General features: G+C 52.1%; 20 protein-coding genes. 14 read left to right on the forward strand and 6 right to left on the reverse strand.

Features of this window, described 5'->3' with window-relative positions; genetic code table 11:
• Positions 1–40 precede the first annotated feature (40 nt).
• On the reverse strand, positions 41–5,515 hold the full coding sequence (locus ACOTSW_RS10965) for a fibronectin type III domain-containing protein (protein WP_423679128.1): 5,475 nt from the start codon (positions 5,513–5,515) through the stop codon (positions 41–43).
• 344 nt (positions 5,516–5,859) lie between these two features.
• Here ACOTSW_RS10965 and ACOTSW_RS10970 point away from each other — a divergent pair, with 344 nt between their 5' ends.
• From ACOTSW_RS10970 to ACOTSW_RS10990, 5 genes are read left to right on the forward strand one after another with little or no spacing between them, the layout of a single operon-like run.
• Entirely contained in the window at positions 5,860–6,369 is a 510-nt protein-coding gene (locus ACOTSW_RS10970; RefSeq protein ID WP_423679129.1) for a phage tail protein, read from the forward strand.
• 10 nt (positions 6,370–6,379) lie between these two features.
• Positions 6,380–6,913: a phage tail protein gene (locus ACOTSW_RS10975; protein WP_423679130.1), complete on the forward strand. Its 534-nt coding sequence runs from the start codon at positions 6,380–6,382 to the stop codon at positions 6,911–6,913.
• A 10-nt stretch (positions 6,914–6,923) separates the two neighbouring features.
• On the forward strand, positions 6,924–7,439 hold the full coding sequence (locus tag ACOTSW_RS10980; RefSeq protein WP_423679131.1) for a phage tail protein: 516 nt from the start codon (positions 6,924–6,926) through the stop codon (positions 7,437–7,439).
• Between the two features lie 50 nt (positions 7,440–7,489).
• Positions 7,490–7,783 (forward strand): DUF6916 family protein, encoded by a 294-nt coding sequence (locus tag ACOTSW_RS10985; RefSeq protein WP_423679132.1) that lies wholly within the window; start codon positions 7,490–7,492, stop codon positions 7,781–7,783.
• 15 nt (positions 7,784–7,798) lie between these two features.
• Positions 7,799–8,284, forward strand: a complete 486-nt coding sequence (locus ACOTSW_RS10990) for a GNAT family N-acetyltransferase (RefSeq protein WP_423679133.1) — start codon at positions 7,799–7,801, stop codon at positions 8,282–8,284.
• A 275-nt stretch (positions 8,285–8,559) separates the two neighbouring features.
• Here ACOTSW_RS10990 and dbpA read toward each other — a convergent pair whose 3' ends face one another.
• Both dbpA and ACOTSW_RS11000 read right to left on the reverse strand, forming a co-directional pair.
• Complete coding sequence (dbpA, locus tag ACOTSW_RS10995; RefSeq protein WP_423679134.1) at positions 8,560–9,951, reverse strand: ATP-dependent RNA helicase DbpA; 1,392 nt, start codon at positions 9,949–9,951, stop codon at positions 8,560–8,562.
• Between the two features lie 314 nt (positions 9,952–10,265).
• Positions 10,266–12,389 (reverse strand): S46 family peptidase, encoded by a 2,124-nt coding sequence (locus ACOTSW_RS11000; protein WP_423682299.1) that lies wholly within the window; start codon positions 12,387–12,389, stop codon positions 10,266–10,268.
• 643 nt (positions 12,390–13,032) lie between these two features.
• On the opposite strand from ACOTSW_RS11000, the gene ACOTSW_RS11005 reads away from it, so the two are divergent.
• The 5 genes from ACOTSW_RS11005 (at position 13,033) to ACOTSW_RS11025 (ending at position 16,054) form a co-directional block, all read left to right on the forward strand.
• The gene (locus ACOTSW_RS11005; RefSeq protein WP_423679135.1) at positions 13,033–13,506 is read left to right on the forward strand and encodes a hypothetical protein; all 474 of its coding nucleotides are present in this window, start codon (positions 13,033–13,035) and stop codon (positions 13,504–13,506) included.
• A gap of 531 nt (positions 13,507–14,037) precedes the next feature.
• Complete coding sequence (locus ACOTSW_RS11010; protein ID WP_423679136.1) at positions 14,038–14,661, forward strand: DUF2238 domain-containing protein; 624 nt, start codon at positions 14,038–14,040, stop codon at positions 14,659–14,661.
• 2 nt (positions 14,662–14,663) lie between these two features.
• Positions 14,664–15,161, forward strand: a complete 498-nt coding sequence (locus ACOTSW_RS11015; protein ID WP_423679137.1) for a hypothetical protein — start codon at positions 14,664–14,666, stop codon at positions 15,159–15,161.
• A 157-nt stretch (positions 15,162–15,318) separates the two neighbouring features.
• Positions 15,319–15,699, forward strand: a complete 381-nt coding sequence (locus ACOTSW_RS11020) for a hypothetical protein (RefSeq protein WP_423679138.1) — start codon at positions 15,319–15,321, stop codon at positions 15,697–15,699.
• 109 nt (positions 15,700–15,808) lie between these two features.
• Positions 15,809–16,054, forward strand: a complete 246-nt coding sequence (locus ACOTSW_RS11025; protein WP_423679139.1) for a hypothetical protein — start codon at positions 15,809–15,811, stop codon at positions 16,052–16,054.
• Between the two features lie 87 nt (positions 16,055–16,141).
• On the opposite strand, the gene ACOTSW_RS11030 is transcribed toward ACOTSW_RS11025, so the two are convergent.
• On the reverse strand, positions 16,142–17,233 hold the full coding sequence (locus tag ACOTSW_RS11030; protein ID WP_423679140.1) for a hypothetical protein: 1,092 nt from the start codon (positions 17,231–17,233) through the stop codon (positions 16,142–16,144).
• Between the two features lie 451 nt (positions 17,234–17,684).
• Positions 17,685–18,167, reverse strand: a complete 483-nt coding sequence (locus ACOTSW_RS11035) for an AtaL-like protein (protein ID WP_423679141.1) — start codon at positions 18,165–18,167, stop codon at positions 17,685–17,687.
• 178 nt (positions 18,168–18,345) lie between these two features.
• Here ACOTSW_RS11035 and ACOTSW_RS11040 point away from each other — a divergent pair, with 178 nt between their 5' ends.
• From ACOTSW_RS11040 to ACOTSW_RS11055, 4 genes are all read left to right on the forward strand, one after another.
• Entirely contained in the window at positions 18,346–19,311 is a 966-nt protein-coding gene (locus tag ACOTSW_RS11040) for a phytanoyl-CoA dioxygenase family protein (RefSeq protein WP_423679142.1), read from the forward strand.
• Positions 19,312–19,440: 129 nt separating this feature from the next.
• Positions 19,441–21,483: a UvrD-helicase domain-containing protein gene (locus ACOTSW_RS11045; RefSeq protein ID WP_423679143.1), complete on the forward strand. Its 2,043-nt coding sequence runs from the start codon at positions 19,441–19,443 to the stop codon at positions 21,481–21,483.
• A gap of 13 nt (positions 21,484–21,496) precedes the next feature.
• On the forward strand, positions 21,497–22,459 hold the full coding sequence (locus tag ACOTSW_RS11050) for a TraB/GumN family protein (RefSeq protein ID WP_423679144.1): 963 nt from the start codon (positions 21,497–21,499) through the stop codon (positions 22,457–22,459).
• Positions 22,460–22,468: 9 nt separating this feature from the next.
• Positions 22,469–22,867 (forward strand): hypothetical protein, encoded by a 399-nt coding sequence (locus tag ACOTSW_RS11055; RefSeq protein WP_423679145.1) that lies wholly within the window; start codon positions 22,469–22,471, stop codon positions 22,865–22,867.
• 81 nt (positions 22,868–22,948) lie between these two features.
• Here ACOTSW_RS11055 and ACOTSW_RS11060 read toward each other — a convergent pair whose 3' ends face one another.
• Positions 22,949–24,139 carry a GIN domain-containing protein gene (locus ACOTSW_RS11060; protein WP_423679146.1) on the reverse strand — a complete coding sequence of 397 codons (1,191 nt, stop codon included), beginning with the start codon at positions 24,137–24,139 and terminating at the stop codon, positions 22,949–22,951.
• Between the last annotated feature and the right edge of the window lie 154 nt (positions 24,140–24,293).

The raw sequence follows: 24,293 nt of genomic DNA on the forward strand, positions 1-24,293 counted from the left end.
AACGGGGGTTTTTATTTGAAATACGCATTAACTCAATGCATCAGAAGCCAAAGCGTAAATCCAGTCGGAAGCTGTTATTACGATAAGCATTCGCACCCATCGAACCCAGCCACGCGAAGTTTGCCTGGAAACCCCGGCGGTTTTTGAAATTCAGTCCTAAACCTAAAGACTGAACATCTTCCGGAATACCTGTCACGATCGCGTTATACGTTGGACCGTTCACGCCCATGTCAGTGTAGTACACGGCTTGATTCACATCGCCGCTGGTACGGTGTGACAGTTGCAGTTTCAGTGACGGCGTTACCTGACCGCTGGCAAAGAAGTAGTCTTTAAAGATATCCAGACCACCAGTGACGGTAGAGTTGGTAAAGCTGCTATCTTTAAACGTTAACGCCATCGGACTGCCTTGTTCTGAGTAGCTGTCGAGTTTGACATTGATCACATCAACACGGCCAAACGGATGAACACGGAACTGTTGCAGAATCATTTCACGTGTCAGGCTCAGCGAACCGTAAATGATCTTACCTTTGCGGTCACCAGACAACAGGACATTATTGCTGCTGTCCCAGCGGCGGTTGTCATAGGTCACATGACCGCCACCAAGTACACCATCAATAAACCAACGTTTTTCTGGTTTGTAAGTTGCATACAGCGAGCCAGACCATTGCTTTGCTTTACTTTCGCTACCAAGATTATCAAAAGTAGCGTTGTCTTTAGCGTAGCCGATGGAGCCGCCGGCAATCAACTTGGAATTGACCATCACGTCCATACCCAGCGTCAGACCTGCACTGGAGAATTTAGTACGAGAGCCATCCTGCGCATCCAGAGAGCCGACGTCGATATTGCCCGCAGTCCAGAAACCTGCCGGCATACCGGCAATCCTTGGTACATCATCGCTGATGACTGGTTCCTGATCTGCTTCCTCGTCTTTCGCCATACGTTTTTCTTTCTGATGGCTTGTACCGTCCTGAGCAAACGGCGCTCTTGCACGGCGTTGATTTTCCGCAGTTTTCACTGTTCCGAATTCTCCTGCAAGAACATCTTTCTCCTGGGTACCACTGAAATTATCCAGAATTTTTCCACCCACCAGACGCAACGTATCCAGATACGGCACATTCAGACCTGCCCCGAAACGGTTACGGATATTAAAGTCGCTGTGCAGAATCTGCACATGGTTGTAGATGTTGGTCATCTGCGCCACGGTAAAGCGTTGAGTTGTCGTTGCTTGCGAAACGATATTTTGTTTCACCACCGGATTGCTTACCGGATCTGGTCGGGCATTGACGTTCACAACAATGGCACCGCTGGTGGAACTGGCCAGATTGGCATCACCAGAATACACCACGGTCAGATTGTGGCTGCCGACAGCAAGTGTACTGGTTGACAGATTCGCGATACCGCCGCTGAGACTGACTTTGGCAATCAGCGTTGATCCATCCATAAAGCTGGCAGTTCCTGTTGCCGTACCTGGATTAACCGTCGCGGTCAGATTAACGCTTTGTCCTAACATCGGATTCAGCGAAGAACTAGCCAGAGTGACAGTAGATGTCGCCATACTCAGGATCTGGATACTGACTGTTGCCGTGGCTGCGTTGTAGTTAGCATCCGCCGCCTTCGTCGCAGTAATGACACAGGTTTCTGCAACCGCACCGGCAGTCACCACATTACCAGCAACAGAACAACTACCCGTAGTGACAGCAGTAGTGATGGCGCCGGTACCAGAGCCCCCGGTTGTAGTCAGTGTTGCTGTACCAGTAACTTTAAAGATACTTGATTTATCGCTGACGACACTGAGTGTTGCCTGTGCATTTTTTCCAACCGTCAGTACATAAGTTTGTGTTGCCTGAGCATTCACACCGGCCACAGCAGCCTGTGTTGCCGTGATCGTACTTGTTCCGGCACTGACAGGAGTGATTGTGCCGTTGGCGCTCACTGTTGCCACAGCCGTATTTGAACTACTGTAGCTGATCGTCCCGTAACTACCGCCTGTCAGGGTCGATGTTGCAGGATTGGTCAGCGTGCCGCCCATCACGACTGTTGCTGCATTCGGCGTGCTGAAACTCAGGATACCAACTGGCAGAGGAGCAACCGTCAGCGTATAGGTTTGTGTTGCCTGGTCATTTACACCAGGCACAGCAGCTTGCGTTGCCGTAATCGTGCTTGTGCCGGGGCTGACAGGAGTGACGACACCGGTTGCACTCACCGTTGCCACTGCGGTGTTGGAACTGCTGTAACTGATAGCACCGAAGCCGCCACCACTCAGGTTTGAAGTTGCCACGTTTGTGAAACTTGAACCCATTGTCACCAGAGCTGAGCCGGGTTTGGCAAACGTCAGCACGCCAACCGGCAGAGGATTAATGGTGAATGATTGAACAACCGTTGTCGCCGCTGCGAAGTTTGTATTACCCGCCTGATTAGCATTGATGGTACAAACACCCGCAGAGATAGAGGAAACGACACCGCCCGGGGTAACAGAGCAAACACCGGGAGTTGACGAAGTGAATGTCACTGCTAAGCCGGAAGAAGCGGTAGCTGTCAGTGTCAATGCGTTACCGAGAGTCTGTGTTCCCGGATTACCAAACGTGATCGTCTGCGGTGCTTTTGGTGTGACCGCGGTTGATGCTGTCGATGCTGCGCCGGTACCTGCCAGATTGGTTGCCGTCACTGTGAAAGTGTATGGCGTTCCGTTAGTCAGGCCTGTCACGATCAGTGGGCTGGCTACACCGCTGGCAGTCGCCCCACCGGGACTCGCAGTCACTGTGTAACCTGTGATCGCGCTACCTCCGGTGAAGACTGGTGCAGTAAAGGCGACAGACGCCTGAGCCGCACCGGCTGTGCCCACGACACTGGTAGGCGCACCAGGCACAACAGGATTTACGGTAAATGTTCTGCTGACCGTCGTTGCTGCACCATAAGTGCCGTCTCCTGCCTGATCAGCATTAATCGTACAAGTGCCAGTTGTCACAAACGTCAACGCGCCACCGGAAGTGATCGTACAAACACCGGTTGTGGAGGAGGTGAATGTCGGAATCAGACCGGAAGAAGCAGTCGCAGACAAGGTTGGTGTTGTACCGAAGTTTTGCGCACCGGGATTGGCAAAGGTAATGGTCTGAGTTCCCTTCGGTGTCACTGCCGCAGAAGCGGAGGAGGCAGGGCCAGTACCAGCCAGATTGGTTGCCGTCACAGTGAAAGTGTATGGCGTTCCGTTAGTCAGGCCAGTCACGGTCACTGGGCTGGCCACACCGCTGGCAGTCGCCCCGCCGGGATTCGCAGTCACTGTGTAACCTGTGATCGCGCTACCTCCGGTGAAGACCGGCGCGGTAAAGGCGACTGAAACTTGTCCACCTCCGGCTGTACCAACGGCACCGGTTGGAGCACCAGGAACAACGGCATTCACAGTGAATGTTCTGCCGACGGTAGTTGCTGCCAGATAAGTGCCGTTACCTGCCTGATCGGCATTAATCGTACAAGTGCCTGCCGTGACAAACGTCAATGCGCCACCGGAAGTGATCGTACAGACACCGGTTGTAATTGAGCTGAACGTGGGTGTCAGTCCGGAACTGGCGGTTGCTGTCAGGGTTGGGCTAGTACCGAAGTTCTGTGCACCGGGATTGGCAAAGGTAATGGTTTGATTTGCCTTCGGTGTGACTGCAGCGGATGCGGTAGATGCCGAACCAGAGCCAGCCGAGTTTCTGGCAGTGACGGTAAATGTATAAGCCTGCCCGTTTGTTAGACCAGTGACGGTCAGTGGGCTGGCCGCACCGGTCGCAGTAAAGCCGCCGGGGCTGGATGTGACCGTATAGTCAATGATGGCACTGCCGCCAGTGGAAGCTGGCGCGGTAAAGGCCACAGAAACCTGAGTATCTCCTGGTGTTGCGGTCGCACCCGTTGGTGCACCAGGTGCGACGGCGTTGACAGCAAATGTCTGGCTGACCGTCGTTGCCGCCGTATAGGTGCCGTTACCTGCCTGATCGGCATTAATCGTACAAGAGCCGGCCGTTACAAACGTGAGCGCGCCACCGGAAGTGATCGTACATACACCGGTTGTGGAAGAGGTGAATGTCGGCGTCAGACCGGAAGAAGCAGTTGCTGACAAGGTTGGTGTCGTACCGAAGTTTTGCGCACCGGGATTGGTAAAGGTAATGGTCTGGGTTGCCTTCGGTGTGACTGCAGCGGATGCGGTAGATGCCGAACCAGAGCCAGCCGAGTTTCTGGCAGTGACGGTAAATGTATAAGCCTGCCCATTGGTCAGACCAGTGACGGTCAGTGGGCTGGCCGCGCCGGTCGCAGTAAAGCCGCCGGGGCTGGATGTGACCGTATAGTCAATGATAGCACTGCCGCCAGTGGAAGCTGGCGCGGTAAAGGATACAGAGGCTTGCCCGGCGCCAGCGGCAGCAGTCGCACCCGTTGGTGCACCCGGAGCAATAGCGTTGACGGTAAAAGTTTGCTGGACCGTTGGTGCCGCCGAGTATGTCGCATCGCCTGCCTGATCGGCGTTAATCGTGCAATTGCCTGCCGTGACAAACGTCAACGCCCCCCCGGAAGTGATCGTACAGACCGCAGTTGTTGTGGAGGTGAAAGTCACCGCCAAACCAGAACTCGCGCTTGCCGTCAAGGTCGGGCTGGTACCAAAATTTTTCGTGCCGGGATTGTTAAAGGTGATGGTTTGCGCTGTTTTTGCTGGTGCTTGCGGCGTGGCTGTTGTCGCAGTGCTTTGATCGCTGTCACCTGTCCCATTCGTTGCCACTACAGTAAAACTGTACTGAGTACCGTTGGTTAAACCGTTGACTGTAATCGGGCTGGCCGTACCGGTAACGGTTGCACCGCCTGGGCTGACTATGACCTTATAACCAGTAATCGCACTAGTACCTTTGTATGTTGGCGGGGAAAATGCGACGTCGACCTTTGCATCTCCAGCGGTCGCCGAAGGGAGCCTTGGTACACCAGGTGTGTTGTTGACGGTAACCGTGTACTGCACCAATCCATCATAATCCCAGAAGGAAAATGAATCTGGTAAAGCGTTTCCAGAGTAGTTGGGTGGCGGCGTGTAATAGAACGCATCAATATTTGTGGCAGGTTGACCTGGATTATTAGATACGGTCATAACCCAGACAACAGCCCCTTGGGCACTGGTCGATTGGACATATCTATTACCATCCGTATTGCCATTCGCATTAGGAAAAGCATAAATACCGAGCGCTGATTTTTGTGGAGTAATACCAGTGCTTCCATCCGCTTGCCCGCCCGGATCACAGTTATCGTAATCTGTCTGAGAAAACGTGTATTTATATTCACTGCCAATTTTCGTGACCTGCCCACCTACAGTCGTTGAAAAACTGATATTACAAGCAGCAGACGCTTGCCCATAGGCCAGCAAGGAAAAAATCAGCAGCATCAGTTGAACTAAGCTGCGCAGCATCTGTTTTTGTAAGGTGAATAAAAGCAGGCTGCACCATACGGGATAGCGCATTCTTTCTGCCTGGCTGGCGGGATCATGGCTGGGAGATATCATCATTTTTTCCTCGGGGATGTTCCGTGTTGATTGACTGGTAATGGGTGATGCCGATTGGGATTGAAATATTCTGAAGCAGAGAATCGGATTGCTGATAGTTGCCTGAAATAAACTTTTCCTTGATAAAAAGTGATTTATTAGGCAATTGTTAGCGACGGTAATATTTTAACTATATTGCATAAAAAAAAGGCAAATTAAAACTGAATTGCCTGTAAGTGTCTTCTTTTCGCCCCCTTAGTCTGAATAGATGATTGACGAAAAGTCTTTATCATTGAATCATTCAAAATTGCAAAAGTGAAAATTTGTAAACACTATTCAGCGTCAGCACACTCTTTAAGGAGAACACTGTGGACCCGTTTTTAGGTGAAATTAAGATTTGCGCGTTTCCGTTTGCGCCGAAAGGCTGGGCATTCTGTAATGGTGCCTTAATGAGCATACAACAAAACAATGCCCTGTTTGCTTTGTTGGGAGTGCAGTACGGTGGCGATGGAAAGACGACATTTGCTTTGCCGGATTTACGCGGGCGCGTCGCGATGCACAGGGATGGCAGCACCTATGTACAAGGTCGTACCGGTGGTCAGGAAACGGTTGCCCTGCAGGCCGCACATTTACCTTTGCATAACCATGGCGTTGTCGTCGCCAGTTCGCCGGCAACTTCTCCGCGTGTCGGCGGCACAGCGCAGAACATACTTGCCGCAACGGCGACCAACATCTATGGCGCCGCCACCAATCTGGTCCCAATGGAAGCTGGCATGACCTCGACAATAGGTGCTGGCGCTGCGCATGAAAACATGCAGCCATCACTGGTCATTAATTACATCATTGCCACTACTGGCATTTTCCCATCCAGAAATTAAGGAGAACAGAATGGCTGATCCTTTTGTTGGCGAAATTCGCTTGTTTGCTGGTTCCTATGCGCCACAGGGCTGGTTAGCCTGTGATGGAAGTCAGGTGTTGATTTCAGAAAACGAGATCCTGTTTACATTATTGGGCACCACCTACGGCGGCGATGGTGTCCGCACATTTGCTCTGCCTGATCTGCGTAACCGTTTACCGGTCGGACAGGGAAGTGGACCCGGTCTGACGCCACGCGTTATGGGGCAGACATTCGGGGTGGCAAATGTATCACTGACACAAGCGCAACTCCCTGCGCATAGCCATACGATACAAGGCAGTGCGGATGTTGCCAGTACCGGTACTCCCGGCGCGGCATCTGTGCTAGCAACGCTGGCCAGCGGTACTTTATATGATTCCGGCGTGCCAAATCCCACGCTGGAACGCAAGCTCAGTCCGCAATCAATCCCTGTTGTTGGCGGCCAGGCAGCGCACAGTAATCTGATGCCCACCACGGCACTGAATTACATCATCGCAACAATCGGCGTTTACCCGCAGCAAGCTTAAGGAGAACATGATGGCAGATCCATTTATCGGAGAAATCCGCGCGTTTGGTTTCAATTATGCCCCTTATCAATGGGCATTTTGTGATGGCGCGCTGATACCTATCCAGCAAAATACCCCCCTGTTCTCGATTCTCGGTGTCAATTATGGCGGGAATGGCACAACAACTTTTGGCTTGCCGAATCTGATGGGGCAGGCCGTGATTGGCGCGCAAAATAATCAGGTCGGTGTGCAACAAGGCGACAGCGCGGTGAGTCTGACTATGGGGGAAATGCCTGCGCATACGCATGATCTGGTTGTCAATGCAAGTCAATCCGTATCGGCGGGGCCCGGTGGTCACCTGGTGTCTAAACTGACAAGCGGCAATCTGTATGCCGCCACGACTGATGCACCTGCACCGACGCTGACAACGCTGTCACCACAGGGGATCAGTGTTGTCGGTCAGGGTGCTGCGCACGAAAATCGTCAGCCTTTCAGTGTGTTGAATTTCTGTATTTCTTTGTACGGCGTGTTTCCGTCGCGTCCTTAAATTCCGGCCAGAGCTTGCTCTGGCATTTTTGTTTGTACGTTTGACTATATATGACTTTTACCGCTGCACAATTTTTACCGCATGTCGGTTCCAAATTCACTATTCCATTCGGTGACGGCCTGAGCCTGACGCTGACACTCGATGAGGTCAAAGAAAGCGCGACCACGTCTTCCCCATACCACTTTTTCTCGCTGAATTTTTCCAGTGATGCCAGCACGGCTCTGCCGCAGGGAATCTACGCCTTGCAGCATGCCAGCTTGCCGACGCAGGAAATTTTTCTGGTGCCGTTTTCGAAAACAGAGCGTGGCGTTTCTTATTCCGCGACGTTCAGTATCGAAAAATAAGCAATGCTGTCTGCGATGAATTTTCAGCATCCCCAACTTGCCTTGCGCGCTGTCAGCGACGCCGATTTGCCGTTTTTGCAGGCATTGTATGCGTCGGTTCGTGACGAAGAACTGCGTCCGACAGGGTGGCCTGAGGCTCAGAAGTCCGCGTTTCTGACGATGCAGTTTCAGGCGCAACAACGTGCGTACGCTGCTTATACCGAGACGGACTATTTTATTGTGCAGCGTGGTCAGCAAGACATCGGTCGTCTTTATCTGCAACATCAGCCTGAGGCGATTTCTATCGTCGATATTTCGCTGATGGCCGACACGCGGGGGCAGGGCATAGGCACCGATCTGTTGCAGGCGGTATTTGCACAGGCGCGGGCTGCGCATAAAGCAGTGCAGATTCATGTGGAAAAATTTAATCCGGCGTTACGCTTGTATCAGCGGCTGGGCTTTGTGGAGGTCGAAGATAAAGGCGTGTATCTGCTGATGCGGCGTCCCGCTGAACCGGACTGAGCAGACGATCTGCGCCTTGCATACGCGCAGCGTTTCGCTGTTGGCAGCGCGCAGAAAGCGTCACCACAGGTGTTTTTCAGGCATTTGGGGTTGTAAATATACTCCCGGGAGTATATTTACAGCCCCTTTGTTTATGAAGACATCTTAGCGAAAATGCCGGATACTCCCCCAAAAACAGTAAATTACAGCAATTTTCCGGGCTGCATCGCGACAGTCTTGCGACTTCATGATGATGTGACGATGACGGGGATCACATCGCGCTTAAGCACACATAATTAGACGCTGTCGATCAGGCGCATTTTGAACTGGCGGCCTTTGATATTTGTACGGCTGAGTCTGTCGACTGTTCTGACGGCGACGTGGCGGTCGAGTGCAACGTAGGTCACAAACTCGGAGACATTGATTTTGCCAACCTGTTCTTTTTTCAGCCCAATATCAGCGGTCAGCGCACCGAGTAAATCACCGGGACGCAGTTTGTCTTTTTTGCCGCCCATGATGCACACCGTCATCATCGGTGCCGCCAGAGTTTGTTCCGGCGCTGCGTCGAGTTCGTTGATATCGGCCCAGGTGACGGCTTCACCCTGATATTCCTCAATCAGCCTGACCCATTTTTTTTCATTCGGTGTTGCCAGGCTCAGTGCCAGCCCTTTTTCACCAGCGCGGCCAGTCCGACCGATACGATGGATATGCACTTCGGTATCTTTCGAGACATCAACGTTAATCACCGCGCCCAGCGTCTGAATATCAAGCCCGCGCGCCGCCACATCGGTTGCCACCAGCACCGAACAGCTTTGATTCGCAAAGCGGATCAGTACTTCATCGCGGTCGCGTTGTTCCAGATCGCCATGCAAGGCCAGCGCGCTGATGCCCTGCGCCTGCAATTCTTCGGTCAGCTCGCGGCAGTGAATTTTGGTATTACAAAACGCAATCGTTGATACCGGCTGATAGTGGTGCAGCAAACGCGCGACGGCTTCATTACGTTCTTCCGGTGATACCAGATAAAACTTTTGCTCGATGTGATTGGCCGCATGTTGTGATTCGACCTTGATTTCCACCGGATCGCGCAGCAATTGTTCGCTGGCTTTGCGGATATTGTCCGGGTAAGTCGCTGAGAATAACAAGGTCTGGCGACGCGGTGAACAGGCCGCAACGATGGTGTAGATATCATCGTAAAAGCCCATGTCCACCATGCGATCTGCCTCATCCAGCACCAGCGTCTGCACCGTATGCAGATTGATGGTGCCGCGGCTGACGTGATCAATTAAGCGCCCCGGCGTGCCGACGACAATATGCGCGCCGTGTTCGAGCGAGGCGATTTGCGGGCGCATCGCGGTGCCGCCGCATAAGGTCAGAATTTTCACATTCTCGATTGCGCGCGCCAGACGGCGTAATTCATTCGCCACCTGATCCGCCAGTTCACGCGTCGGGCATATCACCAAGCCTTGTACTGCAAAATACGTGGGATTCAGTTTCGCCAGTATGCCCAGCCCGAAAGCCGCAGTTTTGCCGCTGCCGGTTTTTGCCTGCGCGATCAGATCACGTTGCTGCAACACCACCGGCAGACTTTCTGCCTGAATTGCCGTCATGGTGGTGTAACCGAGGCTCTCCAGATTCGCGAGCATGGCGGCAGATAAAGGTAAGGAATTGAAAGCAGTAGCGTCAGACATGGGGGACTTTTCTTGGAGCAGGTGAAAACAAGGATAAAAAATACGACGGGAAAAACGGGCAGGATGCCAGCGGCTGGCACAGGGTTCATGGCCTGGCTGCTGCGCTCCTTGTTTTGTTCACTTCATGACGCATATTGCGACAAGCGAAGAGCACTTAGGACAAGGGTTGTGTGAACCAACAGGCGCTATTGTAGGCGATCGGGCTGATCACCGCCGAATTGCTTTCGTCGCAAATGCCGCTGCACCGGATGCAGCATAAAAAACGGCACACATCATTACAGAGGTGTGCCGCTGTTGATTATTGCTTACGCTGCTTATTTTGCCGGGTAGCGTATCGTCATTTCTTTCAGCAGATTATCTGCATGATCGACTTCTTTCATCACCCACAGCATGTAACGGATATCGACATGAATCGCGCGTGTGATGGCGCTGTCAAAGTACCAGTCTTTGGTGATCGATTCATAAGTCGAATCAAAATTCAGCCCGACCAGTTCACTGTTTTTATTCATTACTGCTGAACCCGAATTACCACCGGTGGTATCTGCACTCGACAAGAAATTCACCGGTACTGTGCCGAGCACATTGTCTTTGAATACGCCGTAACGTTTTTCTTTAACAGCGGTCAGCAAACTCTCCGGCGCATCGAATGGTGTTTTACCAGTGTGTTTCTCAACGATACCTTCAACCGTTGTGAACGGGCCTTTGCTGATGCCATCACGCGGGCTGTAAGGGGCAACAGTGCCATAAGTCACGCGCAGCGTGGAGTTCGCATCCGGATACACAGGTTTGCCCTGCGATTTTTTCCAGGCGATCACCGCTTGCATATATTGCGGAATCACCCGTTCCAGATTGCCATCGACTTCTTTACGGCGCTCTTCCAGTGACAGGCCGATGTCATGCAGCTTCACTGCCAGACGGATAAACGCATCGTCTGATTGCTGGAATGCCGCCGCATCTTTTTTCAGCCATGCCAGACGCGTCGCTGTATTGCCGAGTTCTGACTGCTGGTACATCGCCGCGACAAATTCCGGTGTCGGCAACAACACATCCAGACCCTGTGGGCGAAGTTTGGCGTCCAGACGGTTATAGCGCTGCAGCGATGCCGTGTAACGTGCCTGATCCACATTGCTGAGATACGACTGTTCCAGACGTGCCAGGCGTGCTGAAATAAACGAGATATCACGTTGCTGATAACCCGCTTTACGCTCTGCATCCGGTTTGGTGCTTTCCAGCGCGAGGCGGTATAAAGTACGTGCCGCTTTCAGCAGATCACTATTGGTGGCGACGCTCCACGCAAACTCTTCTTCATTCAATGCCATGTCACTGGCGATCACTGCATCCAGCTCTTTCAGCAGACTCTGATCGGCACTGTGCTGGCTGAACCAGCTGCGGAATTCGGCATCCTGCGCATCTTTAATCGCTGCAATATCTTTACGCGCAAACCCCGCCAGCAAACCTTCGGTTTTTTTCAGACGGTTGTTGATGCTCTTGACCACGCTTGCATAACGTACTTCAGCATTCGCATTCCCTTGCGTTGCTGCCGCAATCACCGAAAGATCGGATTTTGCCTCGGCCACCCGCGCCGGATAGCTGGCGTCCCGCGCAAAGCGGATTTCTTCCGGTAATTTATAACGGCTGGTCGTGCCTGGATAACCCGCCAGCAAAATCGGGTCGCCATTTTTCAGACCCTGTGCCGACACCACCAGAAAATCTTTGGAGTGATACGGTACGTTATCTGCCGAAGGATCCGCCGGGCGGCCATCTTTACCGACATACGCGCGCAGGAAAGAAAAATCGCCGGTATGGCGCGGCCATTCAAAGTTATCCACTTCGCCGCCATAATTACCGATCTTATCCGATGGCGCATACACCAGGCGCACATCGCGGATCATCATCTGACGTATCCGGTAATATTCCAGCCCGCGATGAAAACTCGGCACCGAGCAACGATACGCCTTATCCTGCTCACAATCCGCGATCAGCGCTTTGATGCGGTTCTGCACATGCTCATGGCGCTGCTTGCCCGACATCGCTGGCGTGATACCGCTCAACACCTGTTCCGTCACGTTTTCCACTTTATCGGTGATATACATGCGCGAATCCGGCCCGGCAGGTAATTCTTCAGCGCGGGTTTTCGCCAGAAAGCCATTACTGATGTAATTTTTTTCGGCTGTCGAATTACGTTGCACCGCGCCGTAAGCACAGTGATGATTCGTCACCACCAGCCCGCTGTCTGACACAAACGACGCTGAGCAACCGCCCAGCGACACCATCGCACTCATCGGGTGCTTAGACAAATCCGCCAGCTTTTCCGCCGGAATCGTGATGCCTATGCGTTTCAGCTCCGCTTTTAATTGCGGCAACTGATGCGGCTGCCATTGGCCTTCATCGGCATAACTCAGCGGGCTGCTGGCCAGACTCAGCCCGGCCAGCGCCAGACTCCATGCATACGATTGTTTCAACTTACTCTCCGTCTATGGTCAAAAGCGCTGGCACAGTGTGCAGCCAGCGCGTTGCAGGTGGGGGCGGGTGAATAGCGCCAAAAAAGTGTCAGGTGCGATGCGAAAACAGTGTCTGGAAAACACCCAGATGCACACACGCAGCAACACGCATCACATCAAAACAGCGCCGTACTCCGCTCATTATTATCGAATTGCGACTCCAGAACCAGACCCGCCGCCGCAGGAAAAGTTCCGGCAAAGAAGGAAATTTGACAGATATCTTTACGACCGTAAAGAAAAATAAGAAAAATTATTTACATTTATGCGGTGTGGTGTTGGTCAGGCAGATGATTGCGGTGATAGCGATGTAGGAGAGCGAAAGCTAAGGTATCTGCTATGCGTACAGTTCTTCCGTGACTAAGCAAAAATTCCGATAAAGCAATCTTCCTGCGTCTGATCGGGTAAACGGGGTTTTGGTGATGTCGGTGATGTTTTTGGTAGTTTATTTATACTGTATTTTTAAGCAGTATAACCAAATACAGCTAATATCCATGCGGTTTTCAAGAGGATTGCAAACTGTTGACAGTTTTATCATCGACGGTTAATGTTGCAAAATGAAAATTAAAACACGTTAGCGGTCATGACACTCACTATCGATTTCAATCTCGCAGGAACTGGTTGGGCAGACTGTATAGTCCAATTCAATGAGACTAAATGTGAAATTTCTGCCTCATATCTTTCTGATGCACTTGGTTCGTTGGTTGTTTGTGGCGTTGCCGTTTTGGCGGGCGTGCATAGCATTTCTGTTGGATTCGATGAAGAGCCTGGCGAATATCGTTGGGCTGTAACTAGTGGCGATGGCAACCAAGTCCGTGTAGTGATTCTTTCATTTCCTCAGTTATGGGGAAATCGCCCTGATTCTGAAGGAGAACCGTTGATTGCCTTCGAGTTGACTCGGCTCGAATTCGGAATTGCCGTTCGTGATGCCGCGTCAAAAGTGTTAGCACAGCATGGCGAGGCTGGTTACAAATCGCGTTGGGTTCAGCATGATTTTCCTACTAGTTCGCTTACCTTATTGAATGATTACATTTCGCGGAGAGAACGTGACCGCTAACACGACGCTCGACACGGAAACTGCGCATGCAGGCATTTCGATGTTCGGCATTTAATCAATCACTTGCTCTTCGGTTTCAGTGCGATGTGCGCAGTTCCGATCAGCTCAGCGTTAGAAGGCTCACAGAAAATGACCTGCGCTAGTTGCGACCAATTCGACATCGAGATTAGCATTCAGTCTCCGATTCAGCTCGCACGAATTTCTGGAAAAATACGCACTGCGATTGCAGATGGCATTCTCGCCTATAACAGTTTCGAGTCTGATCGCGAACTTATTGGACAACCGTCGTTTTTGACCTTAGAGCCGAATGGACCATTTCCAGATGTAATGCGCTATCACTTCCACTGTCCGAATTGTCGCGATTGTTATGGCCTGTTCGTTGAGACATACCACGGAAGCGGTGGCACATGGTCGATAGTGAAAAATCCGCCTTCTAACAGGACGGTCGATCGGGCTGGCCGCAACACGGTTAAGTTTTTTTCTGATTTATGGGCGGCCATCCGCTCACTTTTGCGTTAGACCTCACAACCTATGCCCCGCACCCAAACCCTCCTTGTCGCTCTCTTCGTTCTGCTCGGCCTGTTGGCCTGGTCTGGCTGGCATCCTTATGACCGCGCTACGTGGCTGATGGAGGTGCTGCCGATATTCATTGTCGTGCCTGTGCTGATTGCAAGCTACAAGCGTTTTCCGCTGACGCACTTGCTCTACATCTGCATTTTCGTGCATGCCGTTATTTTGCTGGTCGGTGGCGCTTATACCTATGCCAGAGTACCTTTTGGTTTCCAGATCGCTGAGGCGCTAGGTCTGCATCGCAATCCATACGACAAAATCGGCCACTTCGCCCAGGGCTTTGTTCCGGCGCTGGCGGCGCGGGAAATTTTGCTGCGCGGCGGATATGTCCGTGCGGGAAAAATGCTGGGCTTTCTGGTGACCTGTGTTGTGCTCGCCATCAGCGCATCGTATGAACTCATCGAGTGGGCCGCTGCCATCTCGCTCGGGCAGGGCGCTGACGAATTTCTTGGTACTCAGGGCGATCCTTGGGATACACAATCCGACATGCTGTTCGCGCTCATCGGGGCAGTTGTCGCACAGGCAGCGCTGGCACGAACGCAAGACCGTCAGATAGTGCGCATGTACCCCACTCAATCGAGTTGAATATGACTCCCTATATTTGCATCACAAGATACCCTTACGAAGAGCCGTATCACTTGAATCTGGTGATGTCGGTGTCGAATGGATCGACCTCTAGTGCGCTTGAGTTTTACCTTGGTGCAGATACGCTGACCGAATGGGCGGATGCATACGAGAAGTTTCCCCAGCATGCGCAAAGTGTTTATCTGTGGGAGCTTGGTTCTGAGCGCGCCGAAGACAGGTTTGCCTATTACCTGCGTATGCAATTGTTCACGACCGATGCCTGGGGGCACAGCGCACTGCAAATCCGACTCAATAATAATCAGGATTTGCCGTATCGCGAAATCGTCGATATGTGTATCCGGACAGAACCGGCGCAGATCAATCAACTTGGCGCTTTGTTCAGGTGGTTTTCAAGACTGGAGCATCAGGTTCTTTTTTGGTCGCCTTCAGAAGGCCAACTGTTTGAAACGATAGAACAGGCGGAACAATGTCTTCCGGTTGACGTTTTGCGACCCAGCTAGCGGTTTATTTCCGTCACAGGAGAGGCATAAGTTCGGGGCTCGCACCGTCATCGGGATTTCTGCATGATGGACTTGCTGCCATTGGTGTACCCTGATTCTGATTTCATCGCCGCAAGGCGATGACCGATCGTTTTTATACTCATTCATGAGGTGAACAATGGCTAAAAACAGTGCATCTGAAAAAATTGTATGGCTGCCTGATGTTGAGGAGCATGACTATCCGGCGGCTGATTCTTATCTGAGAATTATCTACAACGATAAGAAGGTCGCTGACATGGTCGCTCGCCTCAGAAAGGCGGCGATCGTTGAGTTTAAATCCAAGGATATTTTCAGGGCGTCACAATTGTCTTTGCTCGGCATCAGTAATTCGCACGTAGAGAAAGACAGAAAGAAAATCGCGAACGGCGTTGCGTTGTCGCCGCTGTTACTGGTCAGAGATGAAAGCAACGGCAAAGTGATTATTGCCGATGGCTACCACAGGCTGTGTGCGATTTATGGATTTGATGAAGATGCGGTTATCCGTTGCAAGATCATCTGACGTGGGCCGGTTCACGACCTTGCTCGAGCTGGCAGTGTTGATTCAGTTATTTGTTTTCCGCCGTTGATGTCCGTGGTCTGCGTGCCACTTCAGAAAAAGGAGTAACAAAATGGGCAACGAAAATCTTTTCCTTCAATTTAATAACGGTACGGCTGCGAGTTATGAACTCGCCAGTCAGGGGGATCTGAAAAATTTCCAGAATGATTTTCTGGCTTATCTGTCCGCTGGAAAGTTACCGCCGTCTGCGCTCAAACGCTATGAAGTAAAGCAAAACGGCGTGAAGCTTTTTCTGGCGATTGATTTGTCGAAGATCACGTCTGTGGCGATTACGGATGATGGTGGTCGCCCTGCATAAAACAAAGCGGCGATGATGTGAAAAAGCGGGCACATCTGAGATGCCCGCTTTTCAGAACTCTTCCTATGGATGAGATGCGTTCCGGTTTTACTCCGCCAGCATTTCGCGTTTTACGCGGCGGGCGATTTCCCAGTCGAGTTCTTTATCGCGCTTTTTTTCCAGCGCGTCGATGTGGCGTAGTTTTTTGCCTTCGACAAATTCACCCGACAAAATCAGGCGCGGTTTGCTGTCGGCAGAGATCATACCTTGCTTTGCCCACGCCGAACGTGGCAGCGTGGAGCCAGCGAAAATGCCGTAGTCTTTACCGCAGTGGATGCCTTTTTCACCGATCACCGATTCACCTGCCTTGATATATTTCGCCGCGTATAAAGTGGCGGCGGTGGCGATCCAGCGCCCGGCGTGGATTTCACCAAACAGGCTGCTGAGTTCGCCTTTGGCGCGGATGCTGCCCCAGGCGCTGATGTCGCCCTGACAGCCGATCGCACCTGCCGCGACGTTGCCCTGACAGACGATTTCACCGGCAAACAGGCTGCCTTCGACTTCGATATTGGTTTCGCTGAACACTTCGCCCTGGCAATTGCAATCACCGGCAACGTGGATCGCGCTGGCAGCCAGATGGCCGCCGACGAATTGCACTTCGCCAGCTTCGAGGTCGTCATCGAGTTGCAGGTTGCCCTGGCAATCGAGATCGGCACAGGATAAATAACCCAGCCCCTGAATATCGCCAAAGCCACCGAACACGTCGTTGTGTTGCTGGCGGTCGAGGATTGCCGGATGCACCAGCAGATCGATAAAGTTTTCACCTTCTTTGAGTTTGCGCTGATCGAGTTCCAGCACACGCGCCATCCATTCGGCATTGCAGCCGGTTTTGACGAGGAATTCGACATCGATATTGCCGCCCGCATCGAGCGTCTGGCCGATGTACAGCGATTGCACTTGAATATCGCCGGTGACGGTGAGTTTGCCGAGGCAAAACACTTCTTCGGCAATCAGATCGCCATCCACCAGCAGATCACCGCCAACGATGAGTTGCGTGGTGATGGTCACATCGCCCTGAATATGCACGTCGCCAGTGCTGGCGAATTGCTTGCGCTTGAGCGTTTTTGCCTGAAATGGTTCGGGTGCTGCCGGAATCTCAGCAACAGGTTGGGCGGCAGATTTGGCGGCACGTTTCATCATGATGAACCTTAGAAGGTGAGGTTGGAAACAGGAATTCGCGCCATTATCCCAGAATCCGGCGGGCAGACGAAGAAATCCCGCCTGACACGCGCAGGCGGGGCAACAAAGGGGATGCGAATTTGGTCGCACGCTGCTTGCTTGTGGGTCATTGCGGCGTTGATGCGGAGTCGCTGCCTTACGCGGTTTTAGCGTTGGTTTATCGCAGCCTGGTACTGCTGATGATGATGCTGGCGACGTTGTTGATAGCGGCGTGTTTTGCCTGTATATACCCAGCAAAAATGAAAAAAATGGGGAGTATCTGCCATTTTGCCCCTTATGTCCTTATAAACATTGGGCTTTAAAATATACTCCCCCCAGTATTATTTGACCTTACAGCCGCGTTTTTGGGTTCGGTGCAGGTCAGCGCAAGCCAGTTCAGGCCAATACAGATCGGCGAGATTGCGGGCGGCGCTTAACTTGGCAAGGCGTCGAGGCGACCTGCTTCGGCAAATTCGCGTATCTGCCGTATCGTGTCGATGTCGGCGGCCTGATAGGCGGAACGGCGATAGTCGTTATACATTTCGTTCTCTTTGTCCTGCTCTTCGGTCGCACCATCGTCGTATTGAAAGCGCACAAACAGCGAGTCTGGCTGCGGTTCTTCTATCGTCATACGCAACGATGACTGGCGTATCTCGCCCTGCGCGGGGACATCGTAATGCACGTGCTCCAGATGCACAAAACGCACGGTGTCGGTGACGCTCAGCTCACCGTATTTCAGGGTGCGCGTCATGCTGGCTTCGGTGCGGTCTTCGATCAGCGCATCGTCAAGGTAAGACACAAACAGCTTCGGTGACTCGGCACGCAGCACCAGCCCGCGCCACAATTGTTCGCGGGTGATGACTTCGGCTAAGGGATTCAGGATGTCGTTAATTTCGATTAAATGTTCGAATTTCATGGCAATGCCTCAATAGTGAATGCACATTAGTTTACTCTTCTTCTCTGATTGGGAAGTCTTATTGATTTGCCGCTTCTTCAAACCCTAGATATAAAAATCTGCTTAAGAGGAAATTGTCTCCCGTATAATGCCATCAGGTTTTTGCATGCCAAAACGAGTTGAAAGTTTAGGACTGATGATGAAAAAATTTTTACCAAAAGACTGGATCAATTCCGCCACATGGATTGATCAGGAAAATGCCAATATTGATGAATACGTTAAACGTCATGGCGATAGCGTTGATTTTGACTTACATGAAAAATTAACGTCCTGGCGGGAGAAAGGATATGTCGCATTTGAACAAGTGGTTCCGCATGACTTAATTGATGCTCTGGTCGGCGACATAGAGTATCTGCGCAAACATTATCGTGATTTCGAACTTTACGCTGAACTCAGAGGCGTGATCAAACCGATTGGCGAGTTTTCTGAAGAGGAATTGAGTCTGGATGGGGTGAAGTTCAACAGCATACAGACAGTTTCTTTGGCTGCTGCGCGGCTCAGTCTGGTAAAAGAAGTATCTTCTTTTTTAGGACATGTATTTCAATCACCTGCCTGTGCTTTGCAGTCACTGACTTTCTACAAGGGAAGTCAGCAGTCGATCCATGTCGACTATCCGTATGTGCGATGCCAGACGCAATTGGCAAAATTGGCGGCGAGCTGGATTCCTCTTGAAGATATTCATCCGGAATCAGGTCCGTTGGTCTACTATCCAGGTTCACACAAAACAGAGATCAGCGATTTTTTTGATTGGGGTGAAGGTAGCATCTTATTCGAGCAAGACAGTCAGCGTCAGCCCCACGAATTATCGGTTTATTTGGCTGAGCGGATGAAGAATGCCGGTATCGAACCAGAAGTATTCTGTCCTAAGAAGGGCGACGTATTTATCTGGCACGGCAATTTATCTCACGAAGGAAGCAAGATTCTGAATGAGGAATTAACACGCAGATCCTACGTGACACACTTTACCTCGCTTGACGCATATCCACCGGAACACAAGCATCCATCTGCGAAAAACGGTAGCGGTGCAGTAGTGGAAAACGGTGGCTATTGCTTTGATTATCCATGGCTGAAACAAACCAATAAATTGCCGAGCTGGACTATCTGACGATCCCGCTGAAGCACTGATGTCGTTTGCTTGTCGAAAATATGATGATTTGTATCTGAGTCTGAGCGTACACAATAATATCTCCATGAAAATTCATGGAGATAATCCGGATATAACCCCATTTTTTCGATGACCACGATGTCCCACGGCCTGAATACTCCCCAGCGCAATGCAGTGAACTACATGGACGGCCCTTGTCTGGTGCTGGCCGGGGCGGGTTCGGGCAAAACGCGGGTGATCACGCAGAAAATCGTCAATCTGATCGAGCTGCATGGCTACGAGCCCAAGCATATTGCGGCACTGACCTTTACCAACAAGGCCGCGCATGAAATGCAGGAACGGATCGCCAAACTGCTGGCGGAGCCGCGTCAGGCCAAGCAATTGACGGTCTCGACGTTTCACTCGCTGGGCGTCAAAATTTTACGGCAGGAAGCGCAGGCGCTGGGGCTGAAAGACCGGTTTTCGATTATGGACAGCGACGATTGTTTTTCGCTGGTGCAGGATTTGGCCATCACCACCGACAAGCAATTAATCCGCCGCATACAGACCGCGATGTCGCTGTGGAAAAATGCGCTGATCACGCCAGAGCTGGCATTGAAACAGGCCAAAGATGACGACGAAGCCACGGCGGCGCGCATCTACGCAAGCTATGTCGCCACGCTGTCGGCGTATCAGGCGGTGGATTTCGATGATCTGATCCGGCTGCCGGTCGAGCTGTTCCGCAGCAACGAGCAGGTGCGCGACAAATGGCAGCGCCGTCTGCGTTATCTGCTGGTCGATGAATATCAGGACACCAATACCTGCCAGTATGAGCTGGTGAAATTACTCGTCACCGGCATCGGTAAAAAGCCGATGTTTACTGCTGTGGGCGACGATGATCAGGCGATTTACGCGTGGCGCGGTGCGACCATAGAAAATCTGAAAACCCTGCAAGTCGATTTTCCGGATCTGGAAATTATCAAGCTGGAACAGAATTACCGTTCCAGTACCCGCATATTGCAGGCGGCGAATGCCGTGATCGGGAATAATCCCAAGCTGTTTGAAAAATCGCTGTGGTCGGAACATGGCCTCGGCGATCCGGTCAAAGTGCTGGGCATGCAGGATGATGAGCAGGAAGCGGAACAAGTCGCGATCATGATCTCGGCGCATCGCTTTGAGCGGCGCGCCAAGTATTCTGATTACGCGATCCTGTATCGCGGCAACCATCAGGCGCGCGTGATCGAACAGGCGCTGCGGCGCGAACGGATTCCGTACACCATTTCCGGCGGCCAGAGTTTTTTTGACCGCGCCGAAATCAAAGACATCATTGCGTATCTGCGCCTGATTGCGAATGAAGACGATGACCCCGCGTTCATCCGCGCAATCACGACGCCGAAACGCGGGGTCGGTCAGGCGACGCTGGAAGTGCTGGGCGCATTCGCTGGGCAATGGCAATGTTCGCTGTTCGCGGCGGTGTTTAAGGGCGGTATCGAAGCGAAACTGACTGATCGCCAACTGCGCCCGCTGCGCGAATTCTGCACCTTCATCAATCAGGTTGAAGCGCATGCCCACCGCGAGGGTCATGCCAGCGAATTGCTGGATGATCTGATGAAGGAAATCAATTACGAAGGCTATCTGTACGACAGCTTCGATGACCGCGCCGCGCAAAATAAATGGCAAAACGTGCTCGATTTTACGCAGTGGCTGAAAACCAAAGGCAGCGGCGGTAAAGACGGCACCGACGATCACCGCAGCCTGCTCGATCTGACGCAGATGGTGGCGCTGATGTCGATGATGGAAGGCAAGGACGAAGAGCCCGATGCGGTGCGCATGTCCACCTTGCACGCGTCGAAAGGGCTGGAATATCCGCACGTGTTTCTGGTCGGCGTCGAAGAAGGCATTTTGCCGCATAAAGGCGACCCCGATACGCCGATAGAAATTCTGGCGGCACGCATAGAAGAAGAACGCCGCCTGATGTATGTCGGCATCACACGCGCGCAGCGCAGCCTGCATATCACCTGGTGCAAAAAGCGCAAGCGGGCAGGTGTGCCCGTACATTGCGATCCGTCACGCTTTATTAAAGAAATGAAACTCGACGAAGGCGACGCCGTTCCCACAGAAGCCGAAGCCCTGACACCAAAAGAGCGGCTCGCCAATCTGAAAGCTTTGCTGAGCCAGCCTAAATCAGAATAAGAGAAAATCTATCATGCCCCTTTTTCATCTTCCGCGCCCCTTAATCAAACGCGCCATTGGCGTACTGGCAGGTGCCGCCATCGCATTTCATGGTCTTGCGCAGGCAGCGGATGAGACGCCTGCGAATGGCATTATGTGGGAAGTGAAATCGGCGACGAATACAGCGTATTTATTTGGCTCATTTCATCTTGCTAAAGCCAGTTTTTATCCTTTGCCAGCCGCAGTGCAAAACGCGTATCAACAAGCCGATACGCTGGCTGTCGAGGTGGATGCTAGCGATACGCAATTCAGCCGCAAGATGATGCCTTTGCTGACGTATGCTGCGCCGGACAAGCTGGAAAATCATGTGCAGAAAGCGACCTGGGAAAGCATGCAGAAATTTTTAGGGGCTTCTGCCGCGCAGTTTCAGAGCCTGAAACCGGCGATGGTGGCGACGGGTCTGATGATAGGTATCGTGGCGCAGCAGGGCTATGATCCGGCGCAGGGTGTGGATCTGCATTTCATCAAAAGAGCAAAGAAAGACGGCAAGCAACTGGTGGAATTAGAAAGTCTGGAATTTCAGGCGCGCATGCTGGGTGGTCTCAGTGATGAAGATGGCGATGCGATGCTGTCTATGACTTTACAAAGCCTGAGTAATGGCGATGCCGCGCGGGATACTGCGCAGATGGTGCAGGCTTGGAAAGCCGGTGACGCCGAGGCATTGGCAACGATGCTGGAAGACACGGCGAATAAGGATGCCGGTTCGCGTAAGCTCATGAAGCTCTTGCTCGATGACCGCAACCCGGCAATGGCAGATCAGATCGTGGCATTGATGAACGCGGGCAAAAAAGTAATGATCGTGGTCGGTGCCGGGCATATCACCGGCAAAAACAGCATTACCGATTTACTCAGACAACGTGGTTTGCAGGTGCGTCAGATGAAGCCGGAAGCCGGCGCATCGACGGTTTCATCCGCAACGACAGCACCAAAAAAGTAAGGAATGACATTGAACGCTATTTCTACAGAAAAAAATTATCCTGATCTGCCGTGGGTTTCGCTGGAATCGGTCAACGATGTCGAGGCCTGGCTCGATTTGTATGATCGCGAATTGCAGCAGCTGGCAGGCAAAAATCCGCAGGCCGGTTATGGCGTGTGTTTTACCTTACTGCACGGTGGCGAAGTCTATCTGCACACCAATAGCGACGGCGATATTTTGCTGGATGTGACGCCGGATGCGGCATGGGTCACGCCGGTACTGACCACGGTAACACAGGTGTCGCCGCCGCGCGGGCAGATCTGGCTGGTGCCGGGGCAGGTGCTGATGCAACTGATACTGGGGTTAAATAGTCTGATTGCTACCAGCCGTCTGGTGGTGCAGCATGAGTACCGGATTGTGAAGCGTTGAACTTGTCATGTGGCGTAAAAAAAGCCTGATCTGATGCGATCAGGCTTTTTCATTTCTGCGTCAGTATCTTCGTTATAACAATCAGCTGACAACGCCGTTGCGATCCACCTTCACCACCCGTGAGCCGCCCGCTTTTTTGACATTCACCTGTGCTTCACAATTGCCGGTGACTTTAACGCTGGCGGTGTCGAGTATTAATTCCTGTGCGTGCAAATCACCGGTACCGCTGAGTCTGGCCACCAGCCGTTTCGCCGTGCCGTCAAGAGTGACATCGCCGCTGCGCGACATAATCAGTTCCGCGAACATCGCATTGTCCAGCGTGGTATGCAGATTGCCTGAGCCGGACAGGTCTGCTTTCAGACTTTCGCGTATGCTGTTAAAACGCAGGTCGCCGCTGCCATGACTTTCGATGCGCACATTATCGGCGCTGAGCTGGCTGGCCTTGACTTCGCCGGAACCGCGCAGATTAAGATTGAGCACGGCGATATGACCACGCAAGATCAGATCACCGGAACCATTGAGCTGGACGTTGGCCAGTGCTAACTGCGGGCTATCGATATCGAGATCACCGGAGCCCGACGCATCGACCTGCAATTGTTGCAGGTCTCCGTGCAGACTGATGTCGCCGGAACTGTTGCGATGAATGTTAGCAGAGGCATTTTGCAGTGCATCGACTTTCAGGCTGCCACTGCCACGAACTTCGGCAACCAGGGCATCGGTCAGCTGATGCATCCTGACTTCGCCGGAACTGTGCATATTGACGTTGGCGCTGCCTAACTGCACTTGCCGCAGATCGATATCGCCACTGCCGCCGACGCTGAGTTCGAGTTGTTTGATGTGTCCGCTGACTTTGATATCGCCGGAAGAACTTTGTGTCAGTTCAAATTTTTCGGCCTGGACATCGTTCAGTTCGATATCCCCGCTACCGGATTGCAACAATTGTTGCAGCTGATTGGCGCTGATGCGGATATTCCCTTGCGGACTGTTACCTAGGGTTACCGTCACATTTTTTTTACGGATGATCAGGCGCTGGTTTTCGACCACGGTTTCGATCTCCGGCAGCAGTTTTTCATCGGCAGTGATCTCGAGTGCCGGTTGTCCGGGCGTAATTACGAGATCAAGAAAACTGCGGTTTTCTATGCTGGTAAAAGCGGTCAGCGTTCGTTTTTCGGTCACGGTTTTACCGCTGCTGATGTGTTTGCCATCAATCTGTATGTCGCATCCGGCGAGCATGAGGATGAACAGGCTGGTCCAGGTGATAGATTTAAGCATGATATGAATGTGATCAATAGTAGAAGTTACATCGGGCTGACATCTGTTCGAGGTCAGATCTCGCAGGATCAAATTTCCAATATTGCTCAGTGTAATGTGAAAACGGCAATGGCCGGGAGCTGTTTGCGACAGAATGCAGAATCAGGATTATCAA

This window comes from Undibacterium sp. WLHG33 (genome assembly GCF_049544815.1).
Taxonomy (GTDB): domain Bacteria; phylum Pseudomonadota; class Gammaproteobacteria; order Burkholderiales; family Burkholderiaceae_D; genus Undibacterium.

What these genes read in the sequence shown, in the direction of transcription:
- ACOTSW_RS11020 (WP_423679138.1), top strand. Translation starts at nt 15,319, where the DNA reads ATGGCTAAAAACAGTGCATCTGAAAAAATTGTATGGCTGCCTGATGTT.
- ACOTSW_RS11045 (WP_423679143.1), top strand. Translation starts at nt 19,441, where the DNA reads ATGACCACGATGTCCCACGGCCTGAATACTCCCCAGCGCAATGCAGTG.
- ACOTSW_RS11030 (WP_423679140.1), bottom strand. Translation starts at nt 17,233, where the DNA reads ATGATGAAACGTGCCGCCAAATCTGCCGCCCAACCTGTTGCTGAGATT.
- ACOTSW_RS11025 (WP_423679139.1), top strand. Translation starts at nt 15,809, where the DNA reads ATGGGCAACGAAAATCTTTTCCTTCAATTTAATAACGGTACGGCTGCG.
- ACOTSW_RS11015 (WP_423679137.1), top strand. Translation starts at nt 14,664, where the DNA reads ATGACTCCCTATATTTGCATCACAAGATACCCTTACGAAGAGCCGTAT.
- ACOTSW_RS10965 (WP_423679128.1), bottom strand. Translation starts at nt 5,515, where the DNA reads ATGATGATATCTCCCAGCCATGATCCCGCCAGCCAGGCAGAAAGAATG.
- ACOTSW_RS11010 (WP_423679136.1), top strand. Translation starts at nt 14,038, where the DNA reads ATGCCCCGCACCCAAACCCTCCTTGTCGCTCTCTTCGTTCTGCTCGGC.
- ACOTSW_RS10990 (WP_423679133.1), top strand. Translation starts at nt 7,799, where the DNA reads ATGAATTTTCAGCATCCCCAACTTGCCTTGCGCGCTGTCAGCGACGCC.
- ACOTSW_RS11040 (WP_423679142.1), top strand. Translation starts at nt 18,346, where the DNA reads ATGAAAAAATTTTTACCAAAAGACTGGATCAATTCCGCCACATGGATT.
- ACOTSW_RS10985 (WP_423679132.1), top strand. Translation starts at nt 7,490, where the DNA reads ATGACTTTTACCGCTGCACAATTTTTACCGCATGTCGGTTCCAAATTC.
- dbpA (WP_423679134.1), bottom strand. Translation starts at nt 9,951, where the DNA reads ATGTCTGACGCTACTGCTTTCAATTCCTTACCTTTATCTGCCGCCATG.
- ACOTSW_RS11050 (WP_423679144.1), top strand. Translation starts at nt 21,497, where the DNA reads ATGCCCCTTTTTCATCTTCCGCGCCCCTTAATCAAACGCGCCATTGGC.
- ACOTSW_RS11005 (WP_423679135.1), top strand. Translation starts at nt 13,033, where the DNA reads ATGACACTCACTATCGATTTCAATCTCGCAGGAACTGGTTGGGCAGAC.
- ACOTSW_RS11035 (WP_423679141.1), bottom strand. Translation starts at nt 18,167, where the DNA reads ATGAAATTCGAACATTTAATCGAAATTAACGACATCCTGAATCCCTTA.
- ACOTSW_RS11060 (WP_423679146.1), bottom strand. Translation starts at nt 24,139, where the DNA reads ATGCTTAAATCTATCACCTGGACCAGCCTGTTCATCCTCATGCTCGCC.
- ACOTSW_RS10980 (WP_423679131.1), top strand. Translation starts at nt 6,924, where the DNA reads ATGGCAGATCCATTTATCGGAGAAATCCGCGCGTTTGGTTTCAATTAT.
- ACOTSW_RS10975 (WP_423679130.1), top strand. Translation starts at nt 6,380, where the DNA reads ATGGCTGATCCTTTTGTTGGCGAAATTCGCTTGTTTGCTGGTTCCTAT.